This window comes from Nakamurella panacisegetis (assembly GCF_900104535.1).
GTDB lineage: Bacteria > Actinomycetota > Actinomycetes > Mycobacteriales > Nakamurellaceae > Nakamurella > Nakamurella panacisegetis.
In genome coordinates, this window is sequence record NZ_LT629710.1 from 416,936 (window position 1) to 429,962 (window position 13,027).

Here is a 13,027-nt window from a genome sequence, read left to right on the forward strand (position 1 = left end):
CGGCCTCGCCTCGGCGAGGCCGACCGGAGCGTGCGCGCCGCCGCGGGCAACCCGACCCGGGTCCGCTGCGTCCTCACCGGGCGCGCCGGTGGTGCCGGCACCACCGCCGGTTCGCCCGGCGGTGTCTCACGTCACAGCAGAACAAGCAGGAATTGGATGGTTCACATGCATGTGGTCAGACGCGGCTTCGCCGGACGGAACGTGGGGCTCGTGGCTCTGCTGGCAGCAGTCGGATTGGCCGCGGCCGCCTGCACCTCAGCGGCCGGATCGGCCGGCGTCCAGACCGTGACGGTGAGCTCCACCGTAGGGGGCGCCCCGGGATCGACCTCCGTGACCATCCCGGCCGCCACCGGCGCTCCGGCGTCGGGTCCGGCGGCGTCCGGCGGTGCCGTTGCCTCGGGCCGCCCCGTCGCCTCGGCCCCGGCGAGTTCGGCCGCCGCCTCCAGCGCCATCGCGCTACCGGTGGCCGCAGTGTCGGCCAGCCCGGCGTTCGGTACCAAGACCATGAGCCCGTCGGACCCCTTGAAGATCACCGTGGCCAAGGGCAAGATCACCTCGCTGAAGCTGGTCAACCCGACCGGAGTGGTCGTCAAGGGCGCCATCTCGGCCGACGGCAGCACGTGGACCCTCGGTGAGGTCCTCGGCTACGGCAAGACCTACACGGCCACCGGCTCGGCGACCGGCACCGACGGTAAGTCCGTCCCGATCACGGGCACTTTCACGACGGTCACCCCGGCGACGAAGGTGCGCACCACGATCAGCCCCGGTGACGGGAAGACGGTCGGCGTCGCGACGTCCGTCATCGTCTCCTTCGGCGTCAAGCCGGCCGACGGCGACAACATCGCCAAGTACGTCACGATCACGACCACACCCAAGGTCTCCGGTGCCTGGGTCTGGATCCAGCACGACGACGGCCGTTGGGCACTCGACTTCCGCACCGAGGACTACTGGCCGGAGAACACCAAGGTGCACGTGGAGGCGAACGTCTACGGACTGAAGTTCGGCCCCGGCGCGTACGGCTCCAGCGACGTGACCAGTGACTTCACCATCGGTCGCAACCAGGTGGTGAAGGCCGACGTGAACTCGCACTACCTGTACGTCTACCAGGACAACAAGGAGGTGGCGAAGTACGCGGCCTCCTACGGAAAGGGCGACACCCCGGACAAGATCACCCGCTCCGGCATCCACGTGGTCAACGACATGAACGTGACGAAGCTGATGAGCAACCCGAAGTACGGGTACACCAACGTGCTCGAACACTGGGCCGTGCGGATCAGCGACAACGGCGAGTTCATCCACGCCAACCCGAACACGGTCAGCGACCAGGGCAACACCAACGTCTCCCACGGCTGCGTCAACCTCTCCCTGGCCGACGCCAAGGCCTACTTCCAATCCGCACTGATCGGCGACCCGGTGGAGGTGACCGGAACGACCATCGACCTGTCCGCATCCGACGGTGACCTGTTCGACTGGACCTACTCGTGGAGTCAGTGGAAGAACCTCGCGGTCAAGTCCCAGTGATCTCGGCCCGGTGGATCCCGACAGCTGGCGAGGCTGGCTCGAGGGGGGCCAGCACCGGCCGCTTCGGCGGCCGGTGGTCGCCGGACGACGTACCGGTGAGCCGACGGCGGACCCACGGCCCGACGTACTCCCAGTAGAAGTCCAGCTCGTCCCGGGCGGTCCGCGCCCGCCGCTCCGGCGTCCCCACCGGCGCCGACCATTCCGCGGGCCGTTCGACGCGCAGCTTGTCGAGCACCCGGGCGGCCACCTGTTGGTGACCGATCGCGTTCAGGTGGAGCCGGTCGACCGCCCAGTACCGCGGGTCGCGGAGTTCGGTCAGGGGCCAGAGGTCGACCAGCACTGCGCCACGCTTCTCGGCGATCCTTCGGACCCCGGCCGAGAGCTTGTCACCGGTGGCCCGGATGCGGGCGCCGAACGGCAGTCCGTCACACGGATCGGCACCGGTGAAGATGACCACCGTGGCGCCGGAGTCGGTCAGGCGAGCGACGGTGAGGTCGACCAGGCGCAGGAGTGCGGGCAGCACCGCTCTCGGTCGGAGCATGTCGTTGCCGCCGCCGGCGAAGGTGACCAGGTCAGGCCGCAGGGCCAGGGCCGGGTCCAGTTGCTCGTCGATGATGGGTCCCAACAGCTGGCCGCGGATGGCGAGATTCGCGTAACCGGTGCGCTCACCGGCCGGATCGCGCGCGATCCAGTCCTGCGACAGCACGCCGGCCACCAGATCGGCCCAGCCCCGGGGAGCCCCGTCGAGCGGCTCGTCGCCCACCCCCTCGGTGAAGCTGTCGCCGATGGCGACGTAGCGATCGAATGTGCGGGGCGAGGCGAAATCCGACATGGCCACACATGTTACTCAGCAGTAACTGCGCCGGCCGGACGGGCCGAACCCGGTCCGATCGATTGTGAGACACGTCATAGTTGAACACTCAATGAATTAGGTGACAAGTCCACTTCCCGGGTCTATCGTGAAGTCACAAGGTCGTTGACGCATCACAAACTTCGGAGGATCCCATGAGCACCCCCACCACCACCCTGACCGGCACCTGGATCGGTGACACCGTCCACTCGGACGTCAGTTTCAAGGTTCGCCACATGGCGGTCGGCAAGGCCAAGGGCACGTTCGAGCTGGAGTCGGCCACCCTGGTCGTCCCGGAGAGCGGCCTGGCCGACGCCACCGTCACCGCCGTCATCGACGCCGCCAGCGTCGAGACCAAGCAGGAGCAGCGCAACGAGCACGTGAAGTCCCCCGACTTCCTGCACGTCGAGCAGTACCCGTCCCTGAAGTTCGTCTCCACCGGCATCAAGAACTTCGACGGCGACGAGTTCGTCGTGGTCGGCGACCTCACCATCCGCGACGTGACCAAGTCGGTCGAGTTGGCGGTCGAGTTCCTCGGTGCCACCACCGACGCCTACGGAGCCGAGCGGGCCGGTTTCACCGCGACCACCTCGATCAGCCGCAAGGAATTCAACGTCTCCTTCGAGGCCGCCTTCGGCGCCGGTAACGCCGTGGTCAGCGACAAGGTCGAGATCTCCCTCGAGCTGGAGTTCACCAAGAGCGCCTGAACCACCGAAAGCTGACCCGCGGCGCGGCCGCGGTCGGCGTCAACTCACCTCGAACCCCGTGTCCGGCTCATGGCCGGCGCGGGGTTCGGTGCGTTCACCCAGGCCGTCCCGTGAGGAACCGGTCGCGGGCGACCGTCACGAGTCAGCCGCTGCTGTCCAGATCCTCGATCAGATAGGCGATCTCGCCCGGCGCGTACCAAGCCAGGTCCATGTCCTGCGCCGACCCGACAGCGAACTCGGCGTCGTCATCCCCCAGGTCCGCCTCGTAGATCACGTCCACCGCCGCCCGAACCACGTCGCCCGCCTCGGCCCCGTCCACATGGAACGAAGCGATCTGCTTCCAGGGCACCGGGCCGGCGACCCGGGCCGCGGCCCGGTCCCGGTGCGGAATGGATTCGGCATCGGTGACGTCGGCGGCGATCACCACCCGCATTGGCGGCTCATCGGCCGGCGCCGCCGCGAGCAGCCGCAGGCAGGCCCGGGCGGCATCGGACAGGGCGAGGTATTCCAGCTCCTCGTCGTCGGCGTCGGCGTACTCCTGCCGTAGGTCGTCGGTCACCCCGAACACGATCCCGCCCTGGGGCCGCACCTCGCGCTCGGTCACGACCGTCCGAAGCCCGGAGAAGGTGACCGGAATGTAGACCCTCACTTCTGTTCTCCCAACCTGCGTGCAGAACGAACCCGGGCCGAGGTCCCGGGCCGGCCGGCCGCCGATGCCGGCCGGGACCGGCCGGTGACCACGCCGGTGCCGGGCGCCGGGAGCAACTCCTCGACTGCTTCGCCGATGTGGACGGCGAACTCCTCGATGTCGGGAATTGCATCCCGATCGGCGGTGAGACCGAAGAACACTCCCCCGTTGTAGGACGTGCAGGCCACGGCCAGCGCCTGCCCCTTGGCCAACGGCGCCACCGGATACATCGCCACGACTGGCGAGCCCGCCGCGAACAGCGGGAGTTGCGGGCCCGGGGCGTTGGTGATGAGCAGGTTGTACATCCGGCCGGAGAGCTGGCCGGCGACCCGGGCGCCCAGGGCGTGCAGGGTCGGCGGGGCGAATCGGCCGAGCTCCAGCAACGAGTCGGCGCCGACCTGCCGTCCCGATTCCAGATGGGCTCCCATGGCGAACGACACCTGATGCAGCCGCATGACGGGGTTCGGCTCGGCCACGGGCATGTCGACCACGTAGGAAACCACCGGGTTGACCGGTCCGCCATCCGGTTCCTCGTCGCCGGTCACCGGACTGCCCTTGACCGACATCGGGACCAGTGCACGCAAGGTGGTGGTCGGGGTGACCGCCTCGCCGCGGGCCAGTAGCCAGGTCCGCAGGGCACCGGTGATGGCGGCCAGCAGCACGTCGTTGACGGACGCACCGTGCGCGGCCCGGATGGCCTTCACATCGGCCAGATCGACCCGGAAGGAGGCGAACCGGCGCTGGCCGCTCTTGGTCACATTGAGCACCGATCGTGGTGCCGGATTCACCGTGCGCCGCACCATCTCCACCACGTCGACACCGGCCCGCGCCACCTTCGAGACCGTGGACCCGATGTCGGCCGCGGCCAGTCGCAGTACGTCGACCAGGTCGGACGGGCGGCTGGCGATGTCGGCAACGGCATCGACCACCAGATCGATGTCGCTCGGCGGTGGAACCGGGATCCAGGGTTCGTCGGGCAGGCGGCGCGGGCGCCGGGCGAGGTCCAGGATGGCTGCGGCCACGTCGACGGCCCCGATCCGGTCGACCATCGCGTGATGGGTCTTGTTGACGATGGCGATCCGCCCGCCCTCGAGACCTTCGATGACGTACATCTCCCAGAGCGGACGCGCACGGTCCAGCGGACGCGAGATCAGTCGTCCGACGAGTTCGTCCAGGGTCGACATGGTGCCCGGCTTGGGCAGGGCCGACCGCCGGACGTGATATGTCAGGTCGAAGTCCTCGTCGTCCACCCACACCGGACGGCCCAGCCGTCCGGGCACGAAGCGCACCCGCTGCCGGTAGCGCGGGACCAGCGACAGCCGGGCCGAGATCAGATCCACGATCTCCCGGTAGTCGAACGTCCCCGGTTCCGGATGCAGGATCACCACACCGCCGACGTGCATCGGCGTCGACGCATCCTCTGCATAGAGGAAGGCGGCGTCGGTCGCCGAGAGCCGGTCGGTCATCTGGTCATCGTGGCACAGACCCCGACGGCACGGCACCGGCACGGGTCAGGGCACCGGCGAGATCACGGATCCCCTTGCGCAGCGCCGACCCGGGCGCCGCCTGCGCCAGCGGAATCCCCTGCAGCCAGGCCTTGTCGGTGCTGCCACGGTCCTCCGGCAGGACGGCCGTGACACCGAGACCGGAGAATCGGGCCAACGCGGCAATCGCCTCATCGGGCGACGCGGCCGTTCGCCGGGACCGGTTCAGCACCACCAGCGGCTGGACCTCCGGGACCATGTCCCGCAGCTCGGCCAGCCCGCGGACGAGGCGTTCGATGCCCGGCGGATCCGCCGATCCGACCGCAACCAGCACGTCGGCGTCGGCCAGCACGGCCAGGGTGGCGCCGTTGCGCCGGGGGGCCGCGGTGTCGAACGTGATCTCCTCGTCCGCCTCGAGGCAGAAACCGCAGTCGACCACCGTCACCGCGGCCATCGACCGGGCCACACCGAGCACCGCCGGGATGGCCGACGGCCGCACTTCGGGCCAGCGGTCGGCGCGGCTGATCCCGGTGAGCAGTCGCAGATTGCTGCCGATGGCCCACACCAGGCGGGTCAGTTCGGCCAGGTCCAGGCGGCCGTTGGCGGCCTGGCGACACGCCCCGGCCAGTCCCGGCGATTCGTCCAGCAGACCGAAGGCGTTTCCGAGCACGCCGCCGTACACATCCGCGTCGATCAGCAGTGTGGGCCGACCGGCCTCGGCCGATTCGACGGCCAGGTTGGCGGCCAGCATGGTGCGTCCCGGGGCGCCGGCCGGACCCCAGACCGCCACCACCTGGCCCAGCGGCGGCGGATCAGCTCGGGCCGGCACTGGGATCGAGGTGCCCTGGCCCCGATCGGGCGGCAGCGCGAACCGGGGATCGGCCACCGCTGGATGCGGAAGGAAGCCGGTCGCCTCCGGGGGCAACCCGGCCACGACCGGGTTGACGCCGGCGGCCAGCTGGGTGATCGCCGTCCGGACGGCCGCCATCAGCGCCGCCGCTCCCGCGTCGTCATCGGCGACCAGCGTGGTGATCCCGATCCGCTCGAGCCGCGTCCGGATCCGCGGTTCGGACGCCGGATAGATGGCGACCACCGCGACGCCGGCCGCGGTGAGACGCTGAACGGCCTCGGTGTCCAGCCGGCGCAGTTCCCCGGAGAGCACCACCGCCGCCGCCTGCCCGGTGGTCGCGGCGGTCAGGACGTCAGCGATGTCGACGCACCGGCGGACCACCGACATGCCGGCGCCCGGGCGGTCCAACGCGGCGACCAGATCGTTCTCCCAGTTCTGCCCGTTACCCGCGGTGAGCAGCCCCGAACTCATCGCTCACCGGTCTGCAGCACGACGATCGCGTCCCCCTTGGGCAACGTCTTGACCAACGAGTCGGCCAAGGCCGCCGACACCAGCACGGCGATCTGGTAGCGGGTCGAACTCGCCCCGGACAGCCCGCCGGAGGCGGGGGCCGACACCGACTGCACGGTGACGCCGGCCGAGACGAGGTCGGTGACGGCGGTCGTGGCGGCGGTCGCACCTCCGGTTGTCAGGTACAGATCGATCACCGAGCCGTGGGTGACCCCCGGCGGCATGTGGTCCGGGGTCACCCCGATCACCACCACCCGCCCCGGCTTGCTCACGGTGATCGCGGAGACCGGCAGGAGCTCGCCGGCGTGCAGTTGCACGGCCACGGCGGTGCCGACTGCCGCGCTGCCACCGCCGGCCGCGACGTAGCGGGCGGCTTGATCACCGAGATTCACGTCGACCCGCTCGAGATCCGCAGCGGTGATGACGGTGCCGGGCGCCAGGTCCCGGGTCACCGACCACACCGGCGAGGTGTGCGAACTTGCGCCGACGACCCGGGCTCCCACGACCACCGCGGCGATCACCAGGACGAGACCCCCGATGACGCGGATGTCCAACCACTTCGGCCGGCTCGTCCGCCGCGGGACCGGCGCCCCCTCCGCTGTGGTCGCCTTCATCCGTGCCCCCTGCCCCTCGATCGCCGCCCACGCCGCGTGTGGAACAAAACCGTCACACACCGGGCGGCTGTGCCAGAATTGAACCGGTCCCAAACTAGCTCACCCGGCCCCAACCCAGCCAAATGAGTGCACACTGCCCAACTGCGCCGGAGTCTTCGTGACGCACCCCGTTCGATGAAGCCTACGTGGCGCGAACTGGTGATCAATACCCTCGTTTGCGGGATCGGTCACTGGCCGAGATCCCACTCATCTGCTGCCCGCCCCGTGAAGGAACGCCTGACATGACCACCGAACGCTTTCTGACTCTGGCCGACGTCGCCGAGATCCTGAACATCTCCGCGTCCCAGACCTACGCCCTGGTGCGGAGCGGCGATCTCAAGGGCATCCAGATCGGTGGCCGGAACCAGTGGCGAGTCGAGCGCGCTCGCTTGGAGGAATACATCGACGAGGCCTACCAGCGGACCGCGGCCTCACTGTCCGAGCTGCCCTCCGCGCTGCCGACCGACGCCTGATCGCCGGCAGACCTGAGGGCACCGCCGAGAGCTCATCCGAGCGGAACCGCACGAACCAGGACGACCGCGGGCAACGGGATCAGCACCACCGATCGGACGCTGGCCGCCCGGCGGGGCTCCCACGGCGCATGTACGGCCAGCTCCAGGAAGTCCGCCCCCAGGCGATCGATGGTGCCGGTGACCTCGGTGTACGGACCGGCTGAGTCCCCGACCCCGCCCCCGACGACCATGGCGATCGGAGATCGGTCGCGCGCCAGTCCCCGTAACGCGTGACGGAGATTCAACCGCAGCCCGACGCCCTTGACCGCCGGCCCGGTAGCCGCACTGAGGCCCTCGACGATGGTGGCCGCCCGGAGGGCCAGTACGACCTCCCGGCCAGGCGCTTCCTGCAGCAGCACCCAGTCGGGGCCCACCTTTCGCAGGGTGCCGGCCACCGTCATCCCGGCCGTCGTCCGGATCCGGACCGGCCGTCCGAGCGCGCCACCGACCCGCTCGACCACCGTGATCGCACCGGCGGCCACCCGCTGGCGATCGGCCAGCTCGGCCATCATGTCGGCATCGGCGAGGTCGTCGAAGCGCGCGTCGAGGTCACTGAAGAGCTGCTCCCACCGCATGGCGTTCACCGTGACCGATCGAAGGCGTTTCGTCAACAAGAACCCCGAATCGGCTTGACTTAGTCCATTTGACGCTGTTTGACTTCATTTCATGTTCACACGTGCCAAGCTTGATCAAACGTGGTCAAACGGCAGGGTTGATCTGAATCTGGGGACCGCGAGCCACCGTGAGCTCGCCTCGTCGCGGCAGGCCTGGTTCCAGCTCGCCGGAGCCCTGTCGGGACTCGTCGTCCTGGCCGTCGCCCTACCTGCGCCGTCGTCGGTCCGCGCCGTACTGGCCGGACCGGCCACCTCGGCCGACCGGCCCGCCCAGCTGGTCGCATCGGTTGCCCTGGCTGCGGCATCACTGCTGGTCTGGACCCTGCTGACCTGGGCCATCCTGGTCGCGCTGGTGGCGCTGGGCGGTCATCTTCCGGGCTCGGCCGGACGCTCGGCGCACGTCCTGCTGGGCCGCATCGCGCCGAAGGCCGCCCGGAAGCTCGTTCTGTCGGTCGTCGGCGTCTCGCTCATGTCCGGCCTCGCGGTGGGAGGAGCGCCCGGCGCGTCGGCGGTATCCGCGCCACCGGGCGCGGATCAGTCGTCGGCGTCCGGGCCGTCGGGCGACACCGCGACCACGAGTTGGACCCCCGTCGAGGGGTCGGCGGTCCAACTCGATCGCGTCCCGGTGCCGACCGTCGGTCTCGATCGACCGGAAGCCCCGACCCCGACGCCACTGGACATCGATTGGCCAACCACCCCGTCGACCAGCGGCGCGGCGGTCGGGTCACCGGCGCGAACGGTCGACGTGGACTGGCCGCGGTCGACCGAGCCGGTGGTGGTGCGGCGCGGCGACTCACTCTGGAGCATCGCCGCCGCCCACCTCCCGGCCGGAGCATCGCCAGCGGAGATCACCCAGGCCTGGCACCGCTGGTACGCGGCCAACAAGTCCGTCATCGGGGCCGATCCCGATCGCATCCTGCCCGGGCAGATCCTGCTGCCACCGACCCAGCCGAACGGGGAATGACATGACCTCCGCACTGATCGACTCCGACGCGTTCCCCGCCGCCCCGGACCGGGCCGGCGCCACCACTACTCGGCGTCCCTACCTGGCGCCGGTGCCGGACTGCGACCCGCCGTTCGACGACGAACGGACCCCGGTCGGCCGGATCCAACAGCTCCGTCGGCCATCACGCACACTCGTCCCGGTCGAGGAACCCGCCAGGCGACGTCCGCTGCCGTTCACGGCGCCTGACCTCGCGCCCACGGCGGGCGAACCGGAGGCCATCGCCGACGCCGACGTGCCCGGTTGGTCGCAGGACGCCGACGTCGGCGTCCGCCGTACCGCGACCGCCGACCTGCCACCGGCCGCCCGGTCGGGCCAGATGCTCGCGCGCGCCCTGGTCGAGATGCTGTCCGGGCAGCGCCCGGTGAGCCAACTCCGAGTGCACTGCTCACCTGAGGTGTTCGCCGGGCTGCAGGGGCGTCCGACGGTGCCGGGCGCGCTGAGCCACCTGCTCACTGTGCGGGTGTGCGAGCCGGCGGACGGCGTGGCCGAGATCAGTGCGGCGTTCCGGCGGGGGCAGCGGGTGCGGGCGATCGCGTTCCGGATCCAGGGTGTTGACGGTCGCTGGCGGATCACCGCGCTGCAGACCGGCTGACGGAACCCCTTGCCCGACAGCGAAAGGGCCGGCCCGAGGTGCCCGGGCCGGCCCTTTCCGCTATCTGCGGACTACAGCGCTTCCGCCCCCGGGCGTCCGTGGCACTGCTTGTACTTCTTGCCGGAACCACACGGGCACGGAGCGTTGCGGGCCGGGGCGCCCGTGGCCGACCCGGACTGCGCCGTTGCCCCGGTGAGCTCCGTGCCGCCGTCCTCGGCCGGCCCGGAATAGCTCAGGGGCGGCGTGCTGGTCGGCCGGGTGAGTCCCTTGGCCCGCAGCGCAGCCGGCGCGCCGTCGGTGTCCTTGACGACCGGGGCGGCTGCCTGCTGGGTCGGCAGGGCCTCGACCGGGCGCACCCGGGTCCGGACGCTGCCGGCCTGCTTGCCGCCGACCGGTTTCGGGGCCGGGAGCCCGGACGTCCCGTTGCGCGGGCCCGGGGCGCCGGCAGCGGAACCGTCCGGTCCAGAGCCGTCGGTCCCCCCGTCCGAACCGGGCGCCTCGCCGTCCGCCGGGACGATCTGCACCTGCAGGTTGTACAGGAACCCGACCGACTCCTCCTTGAGGGAGTCGAGCATGGCGTTGAACATGTCAAAGCCTTCGCGCTGGTACTCGATCAGCGGATCCCGCTGGGCCATCGCACGGAGGCCGATGCCCTCCTTGAGGTAGTCCATCTCGTAGAGGTGCTCGCGCCACTTCCGGTCCAGCACCGAGAGCACCACGCGGCGCTCCAGCTCACGGGTGATCTCCGGGGTCAGCGCCTCCTCGCGGTCGGCCCACGCCCGGCGGGCGTCGGCCAGAACGGCCTCGCGCAGAGTGTCCCGGGTCAGGTCGCCGTGGTCGTGCGCCACCGTTTCCGGGGTCAGGCTGATCGGGTACAGCGTCTTGAGCGCCGCCCAGAGCGTGTCGGTGTCCCAGTCCTCGGCGTAACCCTGCGAGGCCGCCCCGTCGATGTAGGCGGTGATCACATCGGTGATCATGTTCTGCACCTGTTCGTGCAGGTCCTCCCCGTCCAGGACGCGCCGCCGCTCCTCGTAGATCACGGTGCGCTGCTTGTTCATCACCTCGTCGTACTTGAGGACGTTCTTGCGGATCTCGAAGTTCTGCTGCTCCACCTGGGTCTGCGCACTCTTGATCGCCTTGGACACGAACTTGTGCTCGATCGGCATGTCGTCGGGCATCCGCAACCGGGTCATCAGCATCTCGACGGTGCCGCCGCCGACCCGGCGCATCAGGTCGTCACCCAGGGACAGGTAGAACCGGGACTCGCCCGGATCGCCCTGGCGGCCGGCGCGGCCGCGGAGCTGGTTGTCGATCCGGCGCGACTCGTGCCGTTCGGTGCCGAGCACGTACAGACCGCCCGCGGCCCGCACCTTCTCGGCCTCGGTCTTGGTCTTCTTGGCCGCCGCCTCGAGTGCCGCCGGCCAGGCCGCCTCGTACTCCTCCGGCGTCTCGGTCGGGCTCAGGCCCTGCTCGCGCAGGTCCAGGTCGGCTGTGAAGTCGGGGTTGCCGCCGAGGACGATGTCAGTGCCTCGTCCAGCCATGTTGGTGGCCACGGTGACCGCACCGGAGCGACCGGCCTGGGCGATGATCGCCGCCTCCCGCGCGTGGTTCTTGGCGTTCAGCACCTCGTGCGGCACGCCGGCCCGGAGCAGCAGCTTGCTCAGCAGCTCGGACTTCTCCACAGAGGCGGTGCCGACCAGCACCGGCTGGCCCTTCTCGTGCCGGGCCGCGATGTCCTCCACGACCGCGTCGAACTTCGCCTCCTCGGCCTTGTAGATCAGATCGCCCTCGTCGGCCCGCTGCACGGGCCGGTTCGGCGGGATCGGCACGACGCCGAGCTTGTAGGTCTGGCTCAGCTCGGCCGCCTCGGTCTGGGCGGTCCCCGTCATGCCCGAGAGCTTCTCGTAGAGCCGGAAGTAGTTCTGCAGGGTGATCGTGGCCAGCGTCTGGTTCTCGGCCTTGATCTCGACGCCTTCCTTGGCCTCGATCGCCTGGTGCATGCCCTCGTTGTACCGGCGGCCGTGCAGCACCCGGCCGGTGAACTCGTCGACGATCAGCACCTCGCCGTTGACGACGATGTAGTCGCGGTCCTTCTTGTACAGCTCCTTGGCCTTGAGGGCGTTGTTGAGAAAGCCGACCAGTGGGGTGTTGACCGATTCGTAGAGGTTGTCGATGCCCAGGGCGGCCTCGACCTTGGCCACTCCCTCCTCGGTCACACCGACGGTGCGCTTGGCTTCGTCGACCTCGTAGTCGCCGTCCCCGCCGCCCTCGCTGCCCTTGCGCAGCCGGGGGACCAGCCGGGCGAACTCGGAGTACCACTTGGACGACTGGTCGGCCGGGCCGGAGATGATCAGCGGCGTCCTGGCCTCGTCGATCAGGATCGAGTCGACCTCGTCGACCACGGCGTAGTAGTGGCCGCGCTGGACCAGATCGTCCTTCGACCAGGCCATGTTGTCGCGCAGGTAGTCGAAGCCGAACTCGTTGTTGGTGCCGTAGGTGACGTCCGCCGCGTACTGCTGCTTGCGCACATCCGGTGTCTGGGAGGACAGGATGACGCCGACCTCGAGACCGAGGAATCGGTGCACCCGGCCCATCCATTCGGAGTCCCGCTGGGCCAGGTAGTCGTTGGTGGTGACGACGTGAACGCCCTTGCCCTCCAGGGCGTTGAGGTACACCGGAAGGGTGGAGACCAGGGTCTTGCCCTCGCCGGTCTTCATCTCCGCGATGTTGCCGAGGTGCAGCGCGGCGCCGCCCATCAACTGGACGTCGAAGTGCCGCTGCCCGAGCGTGCGCTTGGCTGCCTCGCGGACGACGGCGAAGGCTTCCGGCAGGATGTCGTCGGTCGTCTCGCCGGCGGTCAACCGCTCCTTGAACGAATCGGTCAACTCGCGCAGTTCAGCGTCGGTCAGGTCCGTGTAGTCGGACTCGATGGCGTTGATGTGGTCGGCGATGGCGCGCAGACGTTTGATCGTCTTCGCCTCACCGGCGCGGAGCAGTCGGGACAGAACCACGTGGTCACCCTCGGTCGATTTCTCACCAG

At 69.8% G+C, this 13,027-nt stretch carries 12 protein-coding genes; 5 read left to right on the forward strand and 7 right to left on the reverse strand.

What is annotated here, in order from left to right:
- Window positions 1-165: 165 nt before the first annotated feature.
- Window positions 166-1,521 carry a L,D-transpeptidase gene (locus BLS97_RS01860; protein WP_090474284.1) on the forward strand — a complete coding sequence of 452 codons (1,356 nt, stop codon included), beginning with the start codon at window positions 166-168 and terminating at the stop codon, window positions 1,519-1,521.
- Here the strand turns inward: BLS97_RS01860 and BLS97_RS01865 are convergent.
- Window positions 1,508-2,353: an SGNH/GDSL hydrolase family protein gene (locus tag BLS97_RS01865; protein ID WP_090474285.1), complete on the reverse strand. Its 846-nt coding sequence runs from the start codon at window positions 2,351-2,353 to the stop codon at window positions 1,508-1,510. The two genes, BLS97_RS01860 and BLS97_RS01865, sit on opposite strands and share 14 nt — an antisense overlap.
- Before the next feature lie 173 nt (window positions 2,354-2,526).
- Between BLS97_RS01865 and BLS97_RS01870 the strand changes: the two genes are divergently transcribed.
- Window positions 2,527-3,078 carry a YceI family protein gene (locus BLS97_RS01870; RefSeq protein WP_090474286.1) on the forward strand — a complete coding sequence of 184 codons (552 nt, stop codon included), beginning with the start codon at window positions 2,527-2,529 and terminating at the stop codon, window positions 3,076-3,078.
- A gap of 142 nt (window positions 3,079-3,220) precedes the next feature.
- On the opposite strand, the gene BLS97_RS01875 is transcribed toward BLS97_RS01870, so the two are convergent.
- The 4 genes from BLS97_RS01875 to BLS97_RS01890 are packed head-to-tail and all read right to left on the reverse strand — an operon-like array spanning window position 3,221 to window position 7,224.
- Entirely contained in the window at window positions 3,221-3,727 is a 507-nt protein-coding gene (locus tag BLS97_RS01875) for a DUF6912 family protein (protein ID WP_090474287.1), read from the reverse strand.
- Entirely contained in the window at window positions 3,724-5,232 is a 1,509-nt protein-coding gene (locus BLS97_RS01880; RefSeq protein ID WP_090481071.1) for a WS/DGAT/MGAT family O-acyltransferase, read from the reverse strand. Before BLS97_RS01880 ends, BLS97_RS01875 begins: the two co-directional genes overlap by 4 nt.
- Before the next feature lie 4 nt (window positions 5,233-5,236).
- Window positions 5,237-6,571, reverse strand: coding sequence for an AAA family ATPase (locus BLS97_RS01885; RefSeq protein WP_090474288.1), 1,335 nt, complete (start codon window positions 6,569-6,571; stop codon window positions 5,237-5,239).
- On the reverse strand, window positions 6,568-7,224 hold the full coding sequence (locus BLS97_RS01890; protein ID WP_090474289.1) for a hypothetical protein: 657 nt from the start codon (window positions 7,222-7,224) through the stop codon (window positions 6,568-6,570). The genes BLS97_RS01885 and BLS97_RS01890 overlap by 4 nt, the downstream gene beginning before the upstream one ends.
- A 281-nt stretch (window positions 7,225-7,505) precedes the next feature.
- Between BLS97_RS01890 and BLS97_RS01895 the strand changes: the two genes are divergently transcribed.
- Window positions 7,506-7,736, forward strand: coding sequence for a helix-turn-helix domain-containing protein (locus BLS97_RS01895; RefSeq protein WP_090474290.1), 231 nt, complete (start codon window positions 7,506-7,508; stop codon window positions 7,734-7,736).
- Window positions 7,737-7,768: 32 nt separating this feature from the next.
- On the opposite strand, the gene BLS97_RS01900 is transcribed toward BLS97_RS01895, so the two are convergent.
- Complete coding sequence (locus BLS97_RS01900; protein WP_090474291.1) at window positions 7,769-8,350, reverse strand: hypothetical protein; 582 nt, start codon at window positions 8,348-8,350, stop codon at window positions 7,769-7,771.
- A 91-nt stretch (window positions 8,351-8,441) separates the two neighbouring features.
- On the opposite strand from BLS97_RS01900, the gene BLS97_RS01905 reads away from it, so the two are divergent.
- Both BLS97_RS01905 and BLS97_RS01910 read left to right on the forward strand, forming a co-directional pair.
- The gene (locus tag BLS97_RS01905; protein ID WP_090474292.1) at window positions 8,442-9,353 is read left to right on the forward strand and encodes a LysM peptidoglycan-binding domain-containing protein; all 912 of its coding nucleotides are present in this window, start codon (window positions 8,442-8,444) and stop codon (window positions 9,351-9,353) included.
- Between the two features lies 1 nt (window position 9,354).
- Window positions 9,355-9,987 carry an Rv3235 family protein gene (locus BLS97_RS01910; protein WP_090474293.1) on the forward strand — a complete coding sequence of 211 codons (633 nt, stop codon included), beginning with the start codon at window positions 9,355-9,357 and terminating at the stop codon, window positions 9,985-9,987.
- 71 nt (window positions 9,988-10,058) lie between these two features.
- Here the strand turns inward: BLS97_RS01910 and secA are convergent, their stop codons facing one another.
- A complete protein-coding gene (gene secA, locus BLS97_RS01915; protein ID WP_090474294.1) occupies window positions 10,059-12,998 on the reverse strand; it encodes a preprotein translocase subunit SecA in 2,940 nt (979 codons plus the stop codon).
- Between the last annotated feature and the right edge of the window lie 29 nt (window positions 12,999-13,027).

What these genes read in the sequence shown, in the direction of transcription:
- BLS97_RS01860 (WP_090474284.1), top strand. Translation starts at nt 166, where the DNA reads ATGCATGTGGTCAGACGCGGCTTCGCCGGACGGAACGTGGGGCTCGTG.
- BLS97_RS01865 (WP_090474285.1), bottom strand. Translation starts at nt 2,353, where the DNA reads ATGTCGGATTTCGCCTCGCCCCGCACATTCGATCGCTACGTCGCCATC.
- BLS97_RS01870 (WP_090474286.1), top strand. Translation starts at nt 2,527, where the DNA reads ATGAGCACCCCCACCACCACCCTGACCGGCACCTGGATCGGTGACACC.
- BLS97_RS01880 (WP_090481071.1), bottom strand. Translation starts at nt 5,232, where the DNA reads ATGACCGACCGGCTCTCGGCGACCGACGCCGCCTTCCTCTATGCAGAG.
- BLS97_RS01885 (WP_090474288.1), bottom strand. Translation starts at nt 6,571, where the DNA reads ATGAGTTCGGGGCTGCTCACCGCGGGTAACGGGCAGAACTGGGAGAAC.
- BLS97_RS01890 (WP_090474289.1), bottom strand. Translation starts at nt 7,224, where the DNA reads ATGAAGGCGACCACAGCGGAGGGGGCGCCGGTCCCGCGGCGGACGAGC.
- BLS97_RS01895 (WP_090474290.1), top strand. Translation starts at nt 7,506, where the DNA reads ATGACCACCGAACGCTTTCTGACTCTGGCCGACGTCGCCGAGATCCTG.
- BLS97_RS01900 (WP_090474291.1), bottom strand. Translation starts at nt 8,350, where the DNA reads ATGCGGTGGGAGCAGCTCTTCAGTGACCTCGACGCGCGCTTCGACGAC.
- BLS97_RS01905 (WP_090474292.1), top strand. Translation starts at nt 8,442, where the DNA reads ATGTTCACACGTGCCAAGCTTGATCAAACGTGGTCAAACGGCAGGGTT.
- BLS97_RS01910 (WP_090474293.1), top strand. Translation starts at nt 9,355, where the DNA reads ATGACCTCCGCACTGATCGACTCCGACGCGTTCCCCGCCGCCCCGGAC.